General features: G+C 71.0%; 12 protein-coding genes. 10 read left to right on the plus strand and 2 right to left on the minus strand.

Translation table 11 applies throughout. The features are described 5' to 3' along the window. Positions 1–55 precede the first annotated feature (55 nt). Positions 56–1,252: an acyl-CoA dehydrogenase family protein gene (locus tag AC529_RS16860; RefSeq protein ID WP_068758343.1), complete on the minus strand. Its 1,197-nt coding sequence runs from the start codon at positions 1,250–1,252 to the stop codon at positions 56–58. Between the two features lie 125 nt (positions 1,253–1,377). On the opposite strand from AC529_RS16860, the gene AC529_RS16865 reads away from it, so the two are divergent. Beyond that, positions 1,378–2,034 (plus strand): HAD family hydrolase, encoded by a 657-nt coding sequence (locus AC529_RS16865; RefSeq protein ID WP_068758344.1) that lies wholly within the window; start codon positions 1,378–1,380, stop codon positions 2,032–2,034. 78 nt (positions 2,035–2,112) lie between these two features. Continuing rightward, the gene (locus tag AC529_RS16870; RefSeq protein WP_068758345.1) at positions 2,113–2,550 is read left to right on the plus strand and encodes a DUF6912 family protein; all 438 of its coding nucleotides are present in this window, start codon (positions 2,113–2,115) and stop codon (positions 2,548–2,550) included. Between the two features lie 19 nt (positions 2,551–2,569). Here the strand turns inward: AC529_RS16870 and AC529_RS16875 are convergent, their stop codons facing one another. Further along, positions 2,570–4,141, minus strand: coding sequence for a hypothetical protein (locus AC529_RS16875; RefSeq protein WP_068758346.1), 1,572 nt, complete (start codon positions 4,139–4,141; stop codon positions 2,570–2,572). A 153-nt stretch (positions 4,142–4,294) separates the two neighbouring features. Between AC529_RS16875 and AC529_RS16880 the strand changes: the two genes are divergently transcribed. The 8 genes from AC529_RS16880 to AC529_RS16915 all read left to right on the plus strand — a co-directional run bounded on the left by AC529_RS16880 (position 4,295) and on the right by AC529_RS16915 (position 16,921). Next, positions 4,295–5,017 carry an HAD family hydrolase gene (locus AC529_RS16880; RefSeq protein ID WP_068758347.1) on the plus strand — a complete coding sequence of 241 codons (723 nt, stop codon included), beginning with the start codon at positions 4,295–4,297 and terminating at the stop codon, positions 5,015–5,017. A 432-nt stretch (positions 5,018–5,449) separates the two neighbouring features. Then, positions 5,450–10,300: an NAD-glutamate dehydrogenase gene (locus AC529_RS16885; RefSeq protein ID WP_068758348.1), complete on the plus strand. Its 4,851-nt coding sequence runs from the start codon at positions 5,450–5,452 to the stop codon at positions 10,298–10,300. An 89-nt stretch (positions 10,301–10,389) separates the two neighbouring features. Next, positions 10,390–11,235: a hypothetical protein gene (locus AC529_RS16890; protein ID WP_232306795.1), complete on the plus strand. Its 846-nt coding sequence runs from the start codon at positions 10,390–10,392 to the stop codon at positions 11,233–11,235. A 66-nt stretch (positions 11,236–11,301) separates the two neighbouring features. Continuing rightward, the gene (gene prfB / locus AC529_RS16895; RefSeq protein ID WP_068758349.1) at positions 11,302–12,429 is read left to right on the plus strand and encodes a peptide chain release factor 2; all 1,128 of its coding nucleotides are present in this window, start codon (positions 11,302–11,304) and stop codon (positions 12,427–12,429) included. A 349-nt stretch (positions 12,430–12,778) separates the two neighbouring features. Beyond that, positions 12,779–13,468: a cell division ATP-binding protein FtsE gene (gene ftsE / locus AC529_RS16900; protein ID WP_068758350.1), complete on the plus strand. Its 690-nt coding sequence runs from the start codon at positions 12,779–12,781 to the stop codon at positions 13,466–13,468. Positions 13,469–13,586: 118 nt separating this feature from the next. Beyond that, positions 13,587–14,495, plus strand: coding sequence for a permease-like cell division protein FtsX (gene ftsX / locus AC529_RS16905; protein WP_068758351.1), 909 nt, complete (start codon positions 13,587–13,589; stop codon positions 14,493–14,495). A gap of 28 nt (positions 14,496–14,523) precedes the next feature. Further along, the gene (gene smpB / locus AC529_RS16910; RefSeq protein WP_068758352.1) at positions 14,524–14,988 is read left to right on the plus strand and encodes an SsrA-binding protein SmpB; all 465 of its coding nucleotides are present in this window, start codon (positions 14,524–14,526) and stop codon (positions 14,986–14,988) included. A 61-nt stretch (positions 14,989–15,049) separates the two neighbouring features. Continuing rightward, positions 15,050–16,921, plus strand: coding sequence for a penicillin-binding transpeptidase domain-containing protein (locus AC529_RS16915; protein WP_232306796.1), 1,872 nt, complete (start codon positions 15,050–15,052; stop codon positions 16,919–16,921). Positions 16,922–17,138: the final 217 nt, after the last annotated feature.

Consider the following 17,138-nt stretch of genomic DNA (forward strand, 5'->3'; position numbering starts at 1 on the left):
GGGCCGCGGCGTCCCGGGGCCCCGCGGCGTCCGCGGGGCCGCCGGGAGGGCCCGGTCAGGAGTGGCGCTTGATCTCGCGGCGGGCCAGCGAGCGCAGGTGCACCTCGTCCGGGCCGTCGAAGATCCGCATGGCGCGCGCCGCGGCGTACATCTCCGCCAGCGGCACCACGTCGCTCACCCCGGCGCCGCCGTGGACCTGGATGGCGCGGTCGATGACGGACACCGCGGCGCGCGGCGCGACCACCTTGATCGCGGCGATCTCGTTGCGTGCGGCCTTGGCGCCGTACTTGTCAATCATCCAGGCGGTCTTGAGGACCAGCAGCCGGGCCTGCTCGATCTCCAGCCGCGACTCGGCGATCTGCTGCTGCACGACGCCCTGCTCGGCCAGGGGCTTGCCGAAGGCGACCCGGCTGGTGGCGCGGCGCACCATCAGCTCCAGGGCGCGCTCGGCCTTGCCGAGGGCGCGCATGCAGTGGTGGACGCGGCCGGGGCCCAGCCGGGCCTGGGAGATCATGAAGCCGTCGCCCTCGTTGCCGATCAGGTTCGCCACGGGCACCCGGACGTCGTGGAACTCGACCTCGCAGTGGCCCTCCTGGTCCTGGTAGCCGAAGACCGGCAGGGAGCGCAGCACCTTCACACCGGGGGTGTCGCGCGGGACGAGGACCATGGACTGCTGGCGGTGCAGGTCGGCGTCGGGGGCGGTCTTGCCCATCACGATGAAGACCGCGCAGCGCGGGTCGGCCGCACCGCTGATCCACCACTTGCGCCCGTTGATCACGTACTCGTCGCCGTCGCGGACGATCGAGGTGCGGATGTTGGTGGCGTCGGAGGAGGCGACGTCGGGCTCGGTCATCGCGAAGGCCGACCGGATCCGGCCCTCCAGCAGCGGCTCCAGCCACCGTTTGCGCTGCTCGGGGGTGCCGAACATGTGCAGCACCTCCATGTTGCCGGTGTCGGGTGCCGAGCAGTTGAGCGCCTGCGGGGCGAGGCTGGAGCGGCCGGTGAGCTCGGCGAGCGGGGCGTAGTCGAGGACGCTGAGCCCGCTCACGTCCGGCAGGAACAGGTTCCACAGGCCGCGGCGGCGCGCCTCGGCCTTGAGGTCCTCCATCACCGGGGGCAGGTCGTGGTTGTCGGGGCCGGCGTCGCGGCGCCAGGCGTGGTAGACGGGTTCGGCCGGGTAGACGTGCTCGTCCATGAACTCCTGGAGGTTGGCCAGGTAGTCCTTGGCCTTGGGGCTGAGTTCGAAGTCCATGGGACGAGTATCGCACTAGACCGACCAGTCGGTATCTTGGGGTGTGCGTCGGGGCAGCGCCGCGGGTACAGCCGAGGTGTGCGGGGAACTAACATCGCCCGGTAGTTCGGGAGGATGGAGGCGGAATGTCCCGAAGCTGCACGGGAATCATCACCGACTGGGGCGGGGTGCTGACCTCGCCGCTGACCGAGACCATCTCGGCCTGGCTGGAGCAGGAGCGCATCGACCGCGCCGTCTACCGCGACGTCATGCGCACCTGGGTCCACGCCGCCTACAACGACGGCGCGCGCAACCCGGTCCACGCGCTGGAGCGCGGCGAGGTGGAGCTCGCCGAGTTCGAACGGATGCTCGCCGAGCGGCTGCGGCTCGTCGACGGCGGCCCCGTCCCCTCCGAGGGGCTCATCGCCCGCATGTTCGCGGGCTTCGAGCCGGTCGAGGAGATGTACGCCGTGCTGCGCGCCGCACGCGGGCAGGGCGTGCGCACCTGCCTGCTCTCCAACTCCTGGGGCAACGTCTACCCGCGCGAACGGTTCGCCGACACCTTCGACGGCGTGGTCATCTCGGGCGAGGTGGGCATGCGCAAGCCCGAGCCGGAGATCTTCCTCCACGCCCTGGAACTGGTGGGCCTGGGGCCGCGGGACTGCGTCTTCGTCGACGACGTGGAGAGCAACGTCGAGGCCGCGGAGGCCCTCGGCATGACCGGCATCCTCCACCGCGACCCCGCCGAGACGCGGGAGCGGCTGGAGGAGGCCTGCGGGATCAGCCTCACCTCCCTCACGTGAGACGGATCACGTCCGCAAGCGCGGGGAGCCGAGGGGCGGTCGTCCCCGGCGCCCCCGCGGATCTGGGGACAATGGCTCATGCGCATCTATCTGCCCGCAACGCTCACCGTCCTCGCGGCGGCCCTGGCCGACGACGGGTTCCGCAAGGGCCCCTACACCGCCTACGCCGTGACCCCCGCGCTGCGCGCCGCCCTCGGCACCGACGACGAGGAGGAGCTGGAGTACGCAGCGATGGACGCGGCGGCGGAGGAGTCGGCGCGGATGCTGGCGGCGGACCCCGCCGCCCCCGCCCGACGGGTGGTGGTCGCGGCCGAACTGCCCGAGCGCGTCGTCCACCCCGACGACGACGGCACCGCTCCCGCCCGGGTGCGGGTGACCGGGGTGGTCCCGCTCAGACGGGTCGCCTCCGCGCACGTCGACGACGAGGCCGCGGCCGCCGACGTCGCCGCCGGGCGCACCGAGGAGCACGAACTGCTCTGGTACGCCACCCAGGAGCTGCGCTACCTGCTGGAGTGACCGGCCCGCGCCCGCCCGCTCACCACCGCGCCAGCCTCTCCCGCACGGCGGCCAGGTCGCGCTCGGCGCCCTCGGCGGCCCGGGAGACCCGCTCGAGGAGGGAGCGCCACTCGCGGACCCCCGCCTCCACCCGGCTGTGCAGGGCGGCGAGCTCGGCCCCCACCGCGTCGCGCTGCCGGGCCTGCTCGGCCCGCACGTCGACGTACCGCCAGCCGCCCACGACACCGGCGACCACGGCCACGGTCAGGAACAGCGGGAACCATCCGGTCACCAGGGCGAGCAGGACCGCCCCCGCGGCACTCCCCGCGGACCACCACACCGCCCGCATCGACGGGGGAGCCGCGAAGAGCCGCTCCAGCCGCTGCTCGGCCGCGGCGAGGCTGTCCTGGTCCGCGCCCCGGGAGGTGAGGACGACCCGGGCGCTGCGGTGGGAGACGGAGGTCCGGTCGTCCGGAAGGGGACGGCGTGCCCTGTCGGCCAGGCCCTCGGCGGCCGCGAGCACCGGGGCGGCGCACACCTCCAGCGCGAACCAGCCCCGGGCGGGGTCCTCCCGCACCGCGACGACGTCCGCGGCGAGCAGCTCCCGCAGGTCGCCCACTGGCTCGTCCCACAGCGGCGGCTCGGCGTCGGGGGAGTGCTCCCCGCTGCTCTCCAGCACCCGGCGCAACGGTTCGACCCGGCGCACCAGAGGGGCCTCGTCGGCGCAGCCCTCCCCCACGAGCAGCTCCAGGGCCGCGGTGACCTCGGGGGCCGCGACGGGCTCCCCCGGGGCCGCGGCGCCCTCCAGGGCGGTGCGCAGCGCGGAGAGCCGGTGGGCCGCGTCCAGGCGGGAGGGGGTCTCGCCGAGGTTCACCAGCTCCGACCGCACCTGGGCGGGAGGGGGCGGGAGCAGCGACGCGACCGGGGTGGACCGCTCCTCCTCGGGGAAGCGCTCCAGCGCCGCCGCCAGGTGGCGGCGGACCAGGTCGCGCGCCCCCGCCCCCAGCAGCCCTCCGGCGGCCGCCAGCCACAGGGCGCGCTCGTGGCGCCGGACGTCGGCCGAGAAGGCCGCGAGCAGGCGGGGCAGGAACCGCTCGGCGAACGGGGCGGCCCGCTCGGGGGCGGGACGGCCCCCCGCGGTCGCCGTGGCCAGCAGCGCGAACACGCCCGTGCGCACCGCATCGAGGCGGGCCGCGGCCCCGAAGTGGTGCAGCGCCGCGTCGACCGAGCCGCCGAGGGCGGCGTGCAGGCCCCGGGCCGCCGGGGCCAGCCAGTAGTCGGCGGGCGCGCCGGCCAGGAGGGGAGGGGACGAGGCGCCGTCGGCCAGCAGGCGGCGGACCTGGTGGCGCACCAGGGCGTAGGGGGCGAACGGAACCAGCAGGCTGCGCAGGTCGCTCAGTTCCACGAGGGCGTCGAAGCTCACGGCGAGCCGGTGGAGGCGCTGCTCCAGGGCGCCCCTGACGTGGCGCAGCTCGGACTGGAGCCGCCAGCTCCGGTCGAACTGCTCGGCGCGGAGGAGGGACAGGGAGTCCTCCAGGTCCTGGATCCTGCGGTTCTGGCGGCGCTCTCCGAACTGCTCGAACAGCTCGAAGGGCGGGTCCGATTCGCTCACTTCTGGTGTTCCGGTCGTTTCTCCGGGTGGTTCCTCCGCTATCCCTGACTACGCGGGGAGCCCGGAAGTTCCCGCGTCGGCGACCGATCGGGCGGGAGTCGGGCGGGTACGGCAGAATGGGACCCGGTATGCAGCGGTAGAGCCGTTCCCTACGTGAAGGAGCCCCCCATCAGCCGCCTGGTGTTGTGGAACATCGACCTCACCCTCCTCGACGTCGCCCAGGTGACGCGCGAGGCCTATGCCGAGGCGTTCGAGAAGGTGACCGGCGTGCCCCTGGTGTACCTGGCGCCTGTGGCGGGACGGACCGACTCGGAGCTGTTCTTCGACTTCCTGGCCCGCAACGACGTCGACGACGCCGACGAGTCGCTGCTGCCGCGCTTCACCGAGGAGCTGGGCGCGGCCTTCGCGCGGCGCGGCGACCAGCTCGCCGACCGGGGGCGGATGATGCCCGGAGCGGCGGAGGCGCTGGACGCGGTCATGCGGCTGCCCGACACCGTGCAGACGGTCGTCACCGGCGCGATCAGGGCCAGCGCCAAGGCCAAGCTCGCCGCGTTCGGCCTGGACAGCAGGCTCGACCTGAGCATCGGCGGCTACGGGTCGGAGAACTACCCCAAGGCCAGCCTCATCCAGTTCACCCGGATGCGCGCCGAGGAGGCCTACGGCCGCGCCTTCCCCGAGTCCCAGACCGTCTACATCACCGAGTCCGCACGCGACGTCGAGGCCGCCCGCATCGGCCGGGTCACGCCCATCGCCGTGGTCAGCGGCTCCTCCACCGAGTCCCAACTGCGCGCCGCCGGGGCCGAGCACGTCCTCGCCGACCTCACCGACCCGGCCGCGGTGGTGGCCGCGGTCAGGGCGGCCACGGACGGTGACTGACACCGGCCTTACGCAGCAGACCGGTACAACTCCATTTCGCGGCGGCACCGCCGGAGGTACCCTCGAATAGGTGGGATGTACCACACGCCCGGCCGCAGGTAAGGCGGCAGGGGTGTGATTTGTCATGTGATGTTTTGATAGTAGGGTCTGTGGCTGAAACCCACTCTTAACGGGCGAAACATACTGTTGACCGAGTTGCTCGTGATCGCTCTCCGTGAACCCCAGTAGCCTGGAACACGACGCGGACCGGACAAAGGAGTCCCGTCCACCAGCGTCTTTTCCTGCGCGCGCGGGTTTTCACGCCGATGTCTCGGTCAAGGGGGGCGGTTGTGATCTTCTTCCGTCTCTTTCACACAACTTCACATGAAGGCGCGCGGTAGCGAGCGCCGCGTCCTGTGACCCCCTACGACTCACAAAGGAGTGAGATCGCAGATGTCAGGGCAACCCGACGCCGTCAAGACCCAGTTGCTTGACGACGCCGTCTTCCAGTGGCCCCAGTCCGAACCCCTGCCGATGGACCCCGACCGGTTCGGACGGTTCCTGCGGCTGTACTACTGGCACGTCGACTCCGAGGAACTCAAGGAGTGGCACCCCGCGCAGATCGTGCGCCACGCCCTCGCCCACTGGGAGCTCGGCGCGCAGCGGACGCAGGGACGCGCCAAGGTGCGGGTGCGCGACCCCGAGGACGGCGAGGCCGCCGGCCAGAGCATCGTGGAGATCGTCACCGACAACGCGCCGTTCCTGGTCAGCTCGGTGACCTCGCGCCTGGCCGAACGGGGGATCAGCGTCCGGCTGATCATCCACCCCCAGTTGCGGGTGGAGCGCGACACCATGGGCGGCATCGTCGAGATCGAGCCCGACGACTACACCCTGCGACCGCTCGACGAGTCCTGGATCCACCTGCGGATCGACCGCCTGGCCGGAGAGGCCGCCCGCAAGGAGCTCGCCGACGACCTCGACGCCGTCCTCACCGACGTCCGCCTGGTCGACGAGGACCACGCCCGGATGCGCCACACCGCGCTCCGGCTGGCCGACCAGGTGACCGCCTCCGCCGCCGCCCTCGTCTCCGGGGGCGTGACCGACGAGGAGATCGCCGAGAGCGCGGAGTTCCTGCGCTGGCTCACCGACCAGCACTTCATCTTCATGGGCTACCGCGAGTACCGGCTGGACACCGACGAGACCGGCGCCGAAGGGCTGCGCGCCGTCCTCGGCACCGGCCTGGGACTGCTGCGGATGGACTCCCCCTCGGCCCAGACGGTCCGCCCCCTGCCCCCCGAAGCGCGCAGCCGGGCCCGCGAACCGCACGTGCTCGTGCTCACCAAGGCCAACTCCCGCTCCACCGTCCACCAGCCCAAGCACCTCGACTACATCGGCGTCAAGAAGTTCGACGAGCACGGCCGGGTCGTCGGCGAGCACCGCTTCCTCGGCCTGTACACCCGCGAGGCCGAGACCAGGGCCGTCAGCCAGGTCCCGATCCTGGCCCGCAAGCAGGAGGAGGTCCTGCGGCGCTCCGGCTTCGCCCCCGACAGCTACGACGGCCGCGAAGCCGTCGACCTCCTGGCGGGCTTCCCCCGCGAGGAACTGCTGCAAATGTCGGTGGAGGAGATCCAGGAGATCGTGCTGGGGGTGCTGCGGCTGCGGGAGCGCCGCGGCACCCGGCTCTTCCTGCGCCGCGACCCCTACGGCCGGTACATGTCCTGCCTGGTCTACATGCCGCGCGACCGCTACACCACCAAGGTGCGCCTGGCCGTGCAGGACGTGCTGGCCCGCGCCTTCCGGGGGGCCACCATGGACCACAGCGTCATGGTGGGCTCCTCCCCGCTGGCCCGCCTGCACATCGTGGTCCGTGCCAACCGGGGCGACTCGCTGGCCGGAGTCGACCGCGCCGAACTGGAGGCCGAGGTCGCCCGGGTCACCCGGTCCTGGAACGACGACTTCGCGGCGGAGCTGGCCGCACGCTTCGGCCCCGAACGCGCCCGTGAGCTGCTGGACCGCCACCTCGCCTCGATCAGCGAGAGCTACAAGGTCGACGTGCCCGCGGCCGTCGCCGTCGACGACGTCGACCGCATCGACCGGCTCGGCCCCGACGACATCGCGGTCCAGCTCTACCGGCCCGGGGGGACGCTGCCGGGAGAGTGGCGCTGCAAGGTGTACCGCACCGGCAGCCCCATCTCGCTGTCCCGGGTGCTCCCGCTGCTGGAGCACATGGGACTGGAGATCGTCGACGAGTGGCCCTACTCCTTCGAACGCGAGGAGGACGACGGCCGGCGGCGCGAGTGGGCCTGGATCTACGACTTCGGCCTCGTCGACCCGCCGCTGGACGGCGACGCCATGCACCAGGTCAAGGACCTGTTCGAGGAGGCGTTCGTCGCGCTGTGGCAGGGGCGGGTCGAGTCCGACCGCTTCAACGCCCTGGTGGTGCACGGCGGGCTCGACTGGCGCCAGGTCACCGTGCTGCGCGCCTACGCCAAGTACCTGCGCCAGACCGCCACCACCTTCACCCCCGCCTACATCGCGGACGTGCTGACCTCCCACGCGCACATCGCCCGGCTGCTGGTGCGGCTCTTCGAGTCCCGGTTCGACCCGCGGCTCGACGAGGCCCGCGCCGAGCGCTGCGAGGGGATCACCGAGGAGATCCGCGGAGAGCTCGACCAGGTCGACAACCTCGACTCCGACCGCATCCTGCGGTTCTTCCTCGCCGCGATCGAGGCCACCCTGCGCACCAACTACTTCCAGGACGGCGGGACCAAGCCCTACCTGGTCTACAAGCTGGACCCGGGGCGCATCCCCGACCTGCCCCAGCCGCGGCCCAAGCTGGAGATGTTCGTCTACTCGCCCCGGGTCGAGGGCGTGCACCTGCGCTTCGGCACCGTGGCGCGCGGCGGCCTGCGCTGGTCGGACCGGCTGGAGGACTTCCGTACCGAGGTGCTCGGACTGGTCAAGGCGCAGACGGTCAAGAACTCCGTCATCGTGCCCAGCGGCGCCAAGGGCGGCTTCGTCTGCAAGCAGCTGCCCAAGGGCGACCGCGACGCCGTCATGGCCGAGGTGGTGGCCTGCTACAAGCAGTTCATCAGCGGCCTGCTGGACGTCACCGACAACCTGGTCAACGGGCACGTCAGCCACCCCGAGGACGTGGTCCGCTACGACGGCGACGACTCCTACCTGGTGGTCGCGGCCGACAAGGGCACGGCGACCTTCTCCGACATCGCCAACTCCGTGGCCGCCGAGCGCGGCTTCTGGCTCGGCGACGCCTTCGCCTCCGGCGGCTCGGTCGGCTACGACCACAAGGCGATGGGCATCACCGCCCGCGGCGCCTGGGAGTCGATCAAGTACCACTTCCGCGAGATGGGCGTCGACGTCCAGAACGAGGACTTCACGGCCGTGGGCATCGGCGACATGTCCGGGGACGTGTTCGGCAACGGCATGCTCCGCTCCGAGCACATCCGCCTGGTCGCCGCGTTCGACCACCGGCACATCTTCCTCGACCCCGACCCGGACCCGGCGGTCAGCTACGCCGAGCGGCGCCGGCTGTTCGAGCTGCCGCGCAGCTCCTGGGAGGACTACGACCCCTCGCTGATCTCCGAGGGCGGCGGCGTCTACCCGCGCACCGCCAAGTCCGTGCCGATCACCCCGCAGGTCCGCGAGGCGCTCGGCATCGCCGACGGCGTCACCACGCTCACCCCGCAGGAGCTGATCAGGTGCGTCCTGACCGCCCCGGTGGACCTGCTGTGGAACGGCGGCATCGGCACCTACGTCAAGGCGTCCACCGAGACCCACGCCGAGGTCGGCGACAAGAGCAACGACCCGGTCCGCGTCGACGCCTCCCAGTTGCGCTGCAAGGTGGTCGGCGAGGGCGGCAACCTGGGCATGACCCAGGCGGCCCGGATCGAGTTCGCGCTCGCGGGCGGCCGGGTCAACACCGACTTCATCGACAACTCCGCCGGCGTGGACACCTCCGACCACGAGGTGAACATCAAGATCATGCTGGACCGGGAGGTGCGGGCCGGGCGGCTGGACAAGGCCGAGCGGGACGAGCTGTTCGTCGGCATGACCGACGAGGTCGCCCGCCTGGTGCTGCGCACCAACTACCAGCAGAACACGGTGCTGGCCGCGGCCCGCAAGCAGAGCGCCAGCATGCTGCACGTGCACACCCGCTACATGCGCAAGCTGGAGCGGGACGGGTACCTCACCCGCGGGATGGAGTGCCTGCCCGACGACAAGGCGATCGCGGCGCGGCGCTCCGCCGGACAGGGCCTGACCGGTCCGGAGTTCGCCACCCTGATCTCCTACACCAAGATCGCGCTGGCCGAGCAGATCCTCGCCTCCGACCTGCCCGACGACCCCTACCTGCGCTCGGTGCTCGTGGAGTACTTCCCCACGCCGCTGCGCGAGCGCTTCGGCGACGCCATCGCCCAGCACCCGCTGCGCCGGGAGATCGTCACCACCATGGTGGTCAACGACATGGTCAACCGGTGCGGGTCGACCTTCGCCTTCCGCTTCAACGAGGAGACCGGCGCGGACGCGCCCGAGATCGCCCGGGCCTACCTGCTGGTCACCGAGGTCTTCGGGCTCCGGGACTTCTGGGCGGAGGTGGAGGCCCTCGACTACCGGGTCGACGTCGACACCCAGTTGAAGATGCTGCTGGAGGCGCGCAAGCTCATCGAGCGCTCGGCCCGCTGGCTGATGCGCTACCGCTCCTTCGGATCCGACCTCAACGCCGAGATCGTCCGGTTCCGGGAGGGCGTCCGGGAGATCGTCCCGCAGCTCCCCGAGATGTTGCAGGGACGCGACCTGGAGTCCTTCAACGAGCGGCGGGACCTCCTCACCGCCCGCGGAGTGCCCCGGGAGCTGGCCGTGCGGGTCGCCGACATGGTCCCCGCCTACTCGACCTTCGACCTGGTGCGGGTGTCGGAGGAGACCGGCCGGTCGCTGCGCGAGGTCGCCGAGGTCTACTTCGACCTCGCCGACCAGTTGCAGCTCAGTCGGCTGCGCGAGCGCGTCGTCGCCCTGCCGCGCGACGACCGCTGGAGCACGATGGCCCGCGGCGCCGTGCGCGACGACCTGTACGCCGCGCAGGCCGACCTGAGCGCGATCATCCTGCGCTCGGGCCACACCGGAGAGGGACCGGACGAGCTGCGCGCCCACTGGACCGAGAAGAACCGCGCCGCGGTCCGGCGGGCCACCGAGCTGCTCTCCGAGATCTGGGAGACCGAGCGCTTCGACCTGCCCACCCTCTCGGTGGCGGTGCGCTCCATCCGGTCGCTGGTGGACTCCAGCAACTGAGCGGAGACCCGCGGGGCCGCGCTCCCTCCGGGGCGCGGCCCCGCTCCCGTGCCGGGGCGAGTTGGCGCGGCCGGGCCGGAATTGGTGTCATGGCAGCCGTGGAAGCCAACAGGGAACGCCCGAGCGTCGACGAGCTGCTGGAGGCCGTGGACGCCGTCTGGAACGACGTCGACCGCCTGCGGGCGCTCGTCCACGGCGCGCTGGACGCGGGATTCGGTCCGGAGGTCCTGCCCGCGGCGGAGCGGGTGCGCGTCCTCGACCCCGACCTCGACCGGGGCGTCGTGCTGTACGCGCAGGCCCTGTCCGCCTGCGGCCGGGACGACCGGGCCGAGGAGGAGCTCGTCCGGCACATCAGGGCCCGCGGCGGGCACGCCGACACCTGGTTCGCGCTCGCCGGGCTCGCCGACCGCCGCGACGACGACGAGGACGTCGCCACCGCCCTGGACCAGGCGTTGCGCTGCGACCCCGACCACGCGGACGCCCTGGTGTGGGGCTGGCGCCGCCACGCGGAGCGGCACGGTCCGCAGCAGGCCGACGCCTGGCTCGCCGAACTGGCGCCCGGGAGCTGGCGCGCCACGGTGATGCTGGGGGAGCGCGTCCTGTACCGGGACGACGTGGCCCAGGCCGTCGAACTGTTCGGCGCCGCCTGCGCCCGCGCGGGCCGCCGGGGGGAGGCGCTGCGGCGGGCCGCCCGGGCCCTGGCCGCCAGGGGCCACGACGCCGAGTGCGTGGCCCTGGTGACCGCCCACTGGAGCGCGTCGCACGGTCCGCTGCCGCTCGTCGAGGCCATTGAGGCCCAACTGCGCCTGGGACGGGTCTCCGAGGCGGTCCTCGGCCTGGCCCGGCTGCGCGGGCTGCGCGACGCCGAAGACCACCCCGAGGTGGCCGACCTGTACCGGCGGGTGGAGCACCTGCGCGCCCAGCACGGACTGTGAGCCCGGGCGGCGGCCGGGCCGATCGTGGTGACGAGGCGGCCGCCGCAGCCGTCTAGACTGGGCAGCGTGGCAGAACTAGACCCCGCAGAGCAGATCAAGGAACTCTCGTCCACGCTGGAGAGCATCGAGGCGGTCCTGGACCTCGACGCCAAGCGCACGGAAATCGAGCAACTGCGGGAGCAGTCCGCCGATCCAGAGCTGTGGAGCGACCAGGAGAACGCGCAGAAGGTCACGCGCCGCCTGTCCTTCCTGGAGTCCGAGATCACCCGGGTCGAGGGCATCCGCAGCCGGATCGACGACATCGGCGTGCTCTTCGAACTCGCCGCGGCCGAGGACGACGCCGAGACCCTCGCCGAGGCGCGCAGGGAGCTGGAGGCACTGCGCAAGGACGTCAGCGAGCTGGAGGTGCGCACCCTGCTGTCGGGGCCCTACGACGAACGCGAGGCCCTGGTCAGCATCAACGCCCAGGCGGGCGGGGTGGACGCGGCGGACTGGACGCAGATGTTGCAGCGCATGTACCTGCGCTGGGCCGAGCGCCACGGCTACCCCACGGAGATCTACGAGACCTCCTACGCCGAGGAGGCCGGGATCAAGTCCACGACCTTCGTGGTCAAGGCGCCCTACGCCTACGGCCTGCTCCGCGGCGAGCACGGCACCCACCGGCTGGTGCGCATCTCGCCGTTCGACAACCAGAGCCGGCGCCAGACCTCCTTCGCCGGCGTCGACGTGGTCCCGGTCGTGGAGCAGAGCGACCACATCGAGATCGACGAGAGCGAGCTGCGCATCGACGTGTACCGCTCCTCCGGTCCGGGCGGCCAGGGCGTCAACACCACCGACTCGGCGGTGCGCATCACCCACCTGCCCACCGGAATCGTGGTGTCCTGCCAGAACGAGCGCTCCCAGTTGCAGAACCGCGCCACCGCGATGTCGGTCCTCCAGGCCAAGCTGCTGGAGCGCAAGCGCCAGGAGGAGGAGGCCGAGCTCGCCGCGCTGCGCGGGGAGTCCGCGGGCGCCTGGGGCACCCAGATGCGCAACTACGTGCTCCACCCGTACCAGAGCGTCAAGGACGTGCGCACCGGGGTGGAGACGGGGAACACCAGCGCGGTCCTCGACGGGGAGATCGACGAGTTCATCGACGCCGAGATCAGATGGCTGCGCAGCCGGGAGCGGGACCAGCAGCAGGCCGCGGGGTGACCGGGCCCGCAAGCGGCACGGCCCCGGGCGGTCCGGCGCAGTGTGTGCGGAGTAACCGCCATGTCCGGAAGAGTCACGTATATGTGAATGTTATCACTGCTTGACAATTCCTCTATGCTCTTAGTAGCTGATTGGTGTTGCCCCCGAACCCGCAGCGCCGTGGGGGGCGGAAGACACTTCGGCACCGGGATCGAACGGTGCACTCCGTGAGATTCCCGGTTCCCTGCGGACCCGGACATTCCGGGGTGCTTTCCCCCCTACACTGTCGATTGGCCCTGTGGCCGCGGTACTGCTTCGAGCGGACCCACCCGCTGTGGGCCCCAACCTTCGAGATCCTTGTGATGCGCCCGTGATTCAGTTTGAAAACGTCACCAAGGTCTACCCGACCCAGAAACGCCCCGCCCTGAACGGCGTTTCCGTCGACGTCGACAAGGGAGAGTTCGTCTTCCTCGTCGGACCGTCCGGTTCGGGTAAGTCAACGTTCCTGCGTCTCATCCTCAAAGAGGAAAAGCCGACCAAGGGCCGAGTCCACGTCGCGGGCAAAGACCTCGCGCGACTGTCCAACTGGAAGGTCCCGCACCTGCGCCGCCGGATCGGGTGCGTGTTCCAGGACTTCCGGCTGCTGCCCAACAAGAACGTCTTCGAGAACGTGGCGTTCGCGCTCGAGGTCATCGGAAAGCCCCGCCGGTTCATCCGCAAGGTCGTCCCCGAGGTCGTCGAGCTCGTCGGACTGGAGGGCAAGGGCGACCGCATGCCCGACGAGCTGTCCGGTGGTGAGCAGCAGCGCGTGGCGATCGCGCGGGCGTTCGTCAACCGGCCGCAGATCCTGCTGGCCGACGAGCCCACGGGAAACATCGACCCCGCGACCTCGATCGGCATCATGAAGGTGCTCGACCGCATCAACCGCACCGGAACCACCGTCGTCATGGCGACCCACGACGCCGCCATCGTCGACTCGATGCGCAAGCGCGTGATCGAGCTCGAGGACGGCGAGGTCATCCGGGACCAGTCGCGTGGCGTCTACGGCCAGGCGTACTAGGTCCCGATTTTTCGTGAATCCCGGGCTCGCAGAGCCTGTAGCGGAACCCCGCCCAGCGGCTCTGTTCGCACGCCCCGAAGTGGCGCGGAGCCCCACAAGGATGGACCTTTGACACATCATGCGCGCACAGTTCGTACTCTCTGAGATCTGGATCGGCCTACGGCGCAACCTGACGATGACCGTCGCGGTCATCACCACGGTCGCCATCTCGCTGGCCCTCTTCGGTGCCGGCATGCTGATCAACCAGCAGGTCAGCGCGATGCGAGGGTACTGGGACGAGCGGATCTCGATCACGATCTACCTGTGCACCGAGAGTTCGCCCAGCAAGCACTGCATCGAGAACGGCCCGGCCACCGACGAGGACCGCAACTCCCTCCAGGCGGACCTGAAAGCCATGCCCGAGGTCGCCAGCGTCGAGTACGTCGACCAGGCGGCCGCGTGGGAGGACTTCCAGAACCGCTTCTCCAACCGGCAGGCCCTGGTCGAGGCCACCCAGGAGGGAGACATCCCGGACAACTTCCGGGTCCAGTTGGCCGACCCCTCCAAGTACGAACGGGTCCAGCAGAGCGTCCAGGACCGCCCCGGCGTCGACATGGTCTCCAACGACAAGGACGTGCTCGACCGGTTCTTCGAACTGTTCGACGGCCTCAAGTGGGCCGCGCTGATCGTCGCCGTCGTGCAGTTGGCCGCCGCCGCGCTGCTCATCGGCAACACGATCCGCCTGTCGGCCTACAGCCGCCGCCGCGAGACCGGCATCATGAGGCTGGTGGGAGCCTCCAACTTCTACATCCAACTGCCGTTCCTCCTGGAGGGCGCGATCTGCGGCCTCATCGGCGGCGTCATCGCCTCGGGCTTCATCGTGGCGACGCGCTTCTTCCTGCTGGACAAGATCCAGGACTGGTTCTACTCCGGTGTCGAGTTGAGCACGGGCGCGCTGCTCTCCGTGATCGGCATGTCCGTCATCCTGGGTGTCCTGCTCTGCACGATCGCCTCCTTCCTGACCCTGCGGAGGTACCTGCGGGTCTGAGGCGGCAAAGCCGAAAGGAGCAGGCCACATGCCACGGGAAAAAGGACAGAAGCTCATCGCGCAGAACCGGCGCGCGCGGCACGACTACCACATCGAGGACACCTACGAGGCCGGTCTCGTGCTCACCGGCACCGAGGTGAAGTCGCTGCGCGCCGGCCGCGCCTCGCTGGTGGACGGGTTCGCCCAGATCAGGAACGGCGAAGCCTGGCTGCACAACGTGCACATCCCCGAGTACACGTTGGGCACCTGGACGAACCACGCCGCCCGTCGTCCGCGTAAGCTCCTGTTGCACCGAGAGCAGATCGCCAAACTGGACGCCAAGACGCAGGAGGCGGGGCGCACCCTGGTGCCGCTCTCCCTCTACTTCCGCGACGGGCGGGCCAAGGTCGAGATCGCTCTGGCGCGAGGCAAGCGCGAATACGACAAACGCCACGACATCGCCGAGCGCGAGGCGAAGCGCGAGATGGAGAGAGCGCTGCGCCGTCGGCGTTGAAAGGACGACTAGGGTGCCCCCCCGAAACAACCTACGGCGACTCCTTGCCGCGACCACTGGGATGATCGTGGTCGCGGCCACCGCCGCGTGCGCCGCAGAACCGAGCCCCGAGGTGGCGGTCCGCAGCTTCCTGCTGAACTGGCAGGAAGGCGACTACGAGAGTGCGGCCCGACACACCGACGGCGACACCGCCCAGGTCGCCGAGGCGCTGCGGCAGGCGCACGACCAGCTCGACCTGGCGGCCCTGCGGTTGAGCCTGCGTCCCATCGAGATGGACGGCGACACGGCGACCGCGGAGTTCGGGGTCGAGGCGGACCTGGGCATCGGCGACCCGGTGTGGCGCTACACCGGGTCGATGCCGCTGACCCGCACCTCCAGCGGCTGGGCCATCAACTGGTCGCCCGCCGTCATCCACCCCGAACTGGGGGAGGGCGAGCGGCTCGCCGTCACCTACGACGTGCCCGACCGCGGCCAGATCCACGACCGCAACGGCACCGCACTGGTCAGCGAGACCGAGGTGACCGCCTTCGGCGTGCGCCCCGCCGACATGGCGGACATGACGGAGGGCATCAACAGCCTTGCCGAGCTCCTCGGCGAGGACCCCGAGCCGCTGCTCAACCGGGTCCGCTCCGCACCGCCCGAGGAGTTCCAGCCGCTGGTCCTCAAGCGCACCGCGGACGTCTCCTCCGCACTCCTGAGGGACGTCTCCAAGATCCCCGGGGCGGAGACCGAGGAGCGGAAGATGCCGCTCATCCCCGACCTGGCCGCCGGGGTCGTCGGCGAGGTCGCCGGAACCGCCGAGCACAAAGTCTCCAACCGCGTCTCCGGCCCCTACCAGGCGGGCGACACGGTGGGCCTGAACGGCTTGCAGAGCAGCTTCCAGCAACTGCTCGCGGGCACCGCCACCACCCGGATCGTCACCCTCGACGCCTCGGGCCAGGAGACCGGGGTCCTGGCGACCTGGACCGGGGTGGAGAGCGGCTCGCTGACCACCACCATCGACAGCACCGTGCAGGAGACCGCGGAGCAGTCCCTGGCCACGATCGACGGCACCGCCTACCTGGTGGCGGTCGACGCGCGCTCCGGGGAGATCCTCGCCGCGGCCGGACAGCCCTCCGGGACCGCCAACGACGGCGCGTTCACCAAGCAGTACCGGCCCGGAGAGGCGTTCACGATCGTCTCCGCCGCGGCGATGCTGGCCGGAGGCACCACGCTGGACACCACCGCGGAGTGCCCGCGGGAGACCAAGGTCGGCAACCGGACCTTCACCACCAACGGCAGCGGCCTGCTGGGCACCCCGGACCTGCGCACGAACTTCGCCTACAGTTGCACCACGGCGTTCGCCGAGCTCGCCGAGTCGGTGGACGGCGCCCTGCTGGCCAGGACGGCGCAGCAGTTCGGCATCGGGCAGCCGTGGCGGCTGCCGGTCCCGGCGTTTTCCGGCGAGTTCGTCGAGGTGTGGGACGCCGAGTCCGTGGCCGCCACGGTGGTGGGCGTCGACAACGTCACGGTCAGCCCGCTGGGCATGGCCCTGGTGGCCGGGGCGGTCGCGGACGGCCGGTGGCACGCGCCGCGGCTGGTCGAGGGCGAACAGGTCGACGTCGAGGACATCGCCCTCGACTCCCAGGTGCTGGACCCGCTGCGGGAGCTGATGCTCACCCCGGTGCAGCAGGGCAGCGCCGGCGCGCTCAACATCGACTACCTCAACCCGGTGCGCGGCCAGACCGGCACGGTCCAGCAGGAGATCGACGGGGAGGAGAAGACCGTCCAGTGGTTCGTCGGCTACCAGGGCAACCTGGCCTTCGCGGTGGTCGTCGAGACCGAGCCCTCCTACACCTACCAGTTCGCGGTGAACTCGGCCCTGTCGTTCCTCCAGTTGCTCCCGGACAGCTACACCGCGGCCGACGCGGCGGAAAGCGAGGGGAACGCCTGAGTTCGTCCTGAAATTTCCACTGGGAGAAGCAACCTGGAGCCTCCGCCGAGGCGTCTTCCTGGGTGACTGGTCCGTGATGGGGGGTCGCGGACGACAGTCTGGGACAGGACCTCGTCTCGGGGGAGGCCCTGTCGTCCGAGGCCGGCCCGACCCTGCCGGCCCGAGCCCCCGCGGGCAGCGTTGACGGCTCTCGTCCGCGCCCGCGGGGGCTTTCTCC

The sequence above is a fragment of the Thermobifida cellulosilytica TB100 genome, assembly GCF_001517975.1.
In the GTDB taxonomy this organism is placed as follows: Bacteria; Actinomycetota; Actinomycetes; order Streptosporangiales; family Streptosporangiaceae; genus Thermobifida; species Thermobifida cellulosilytica.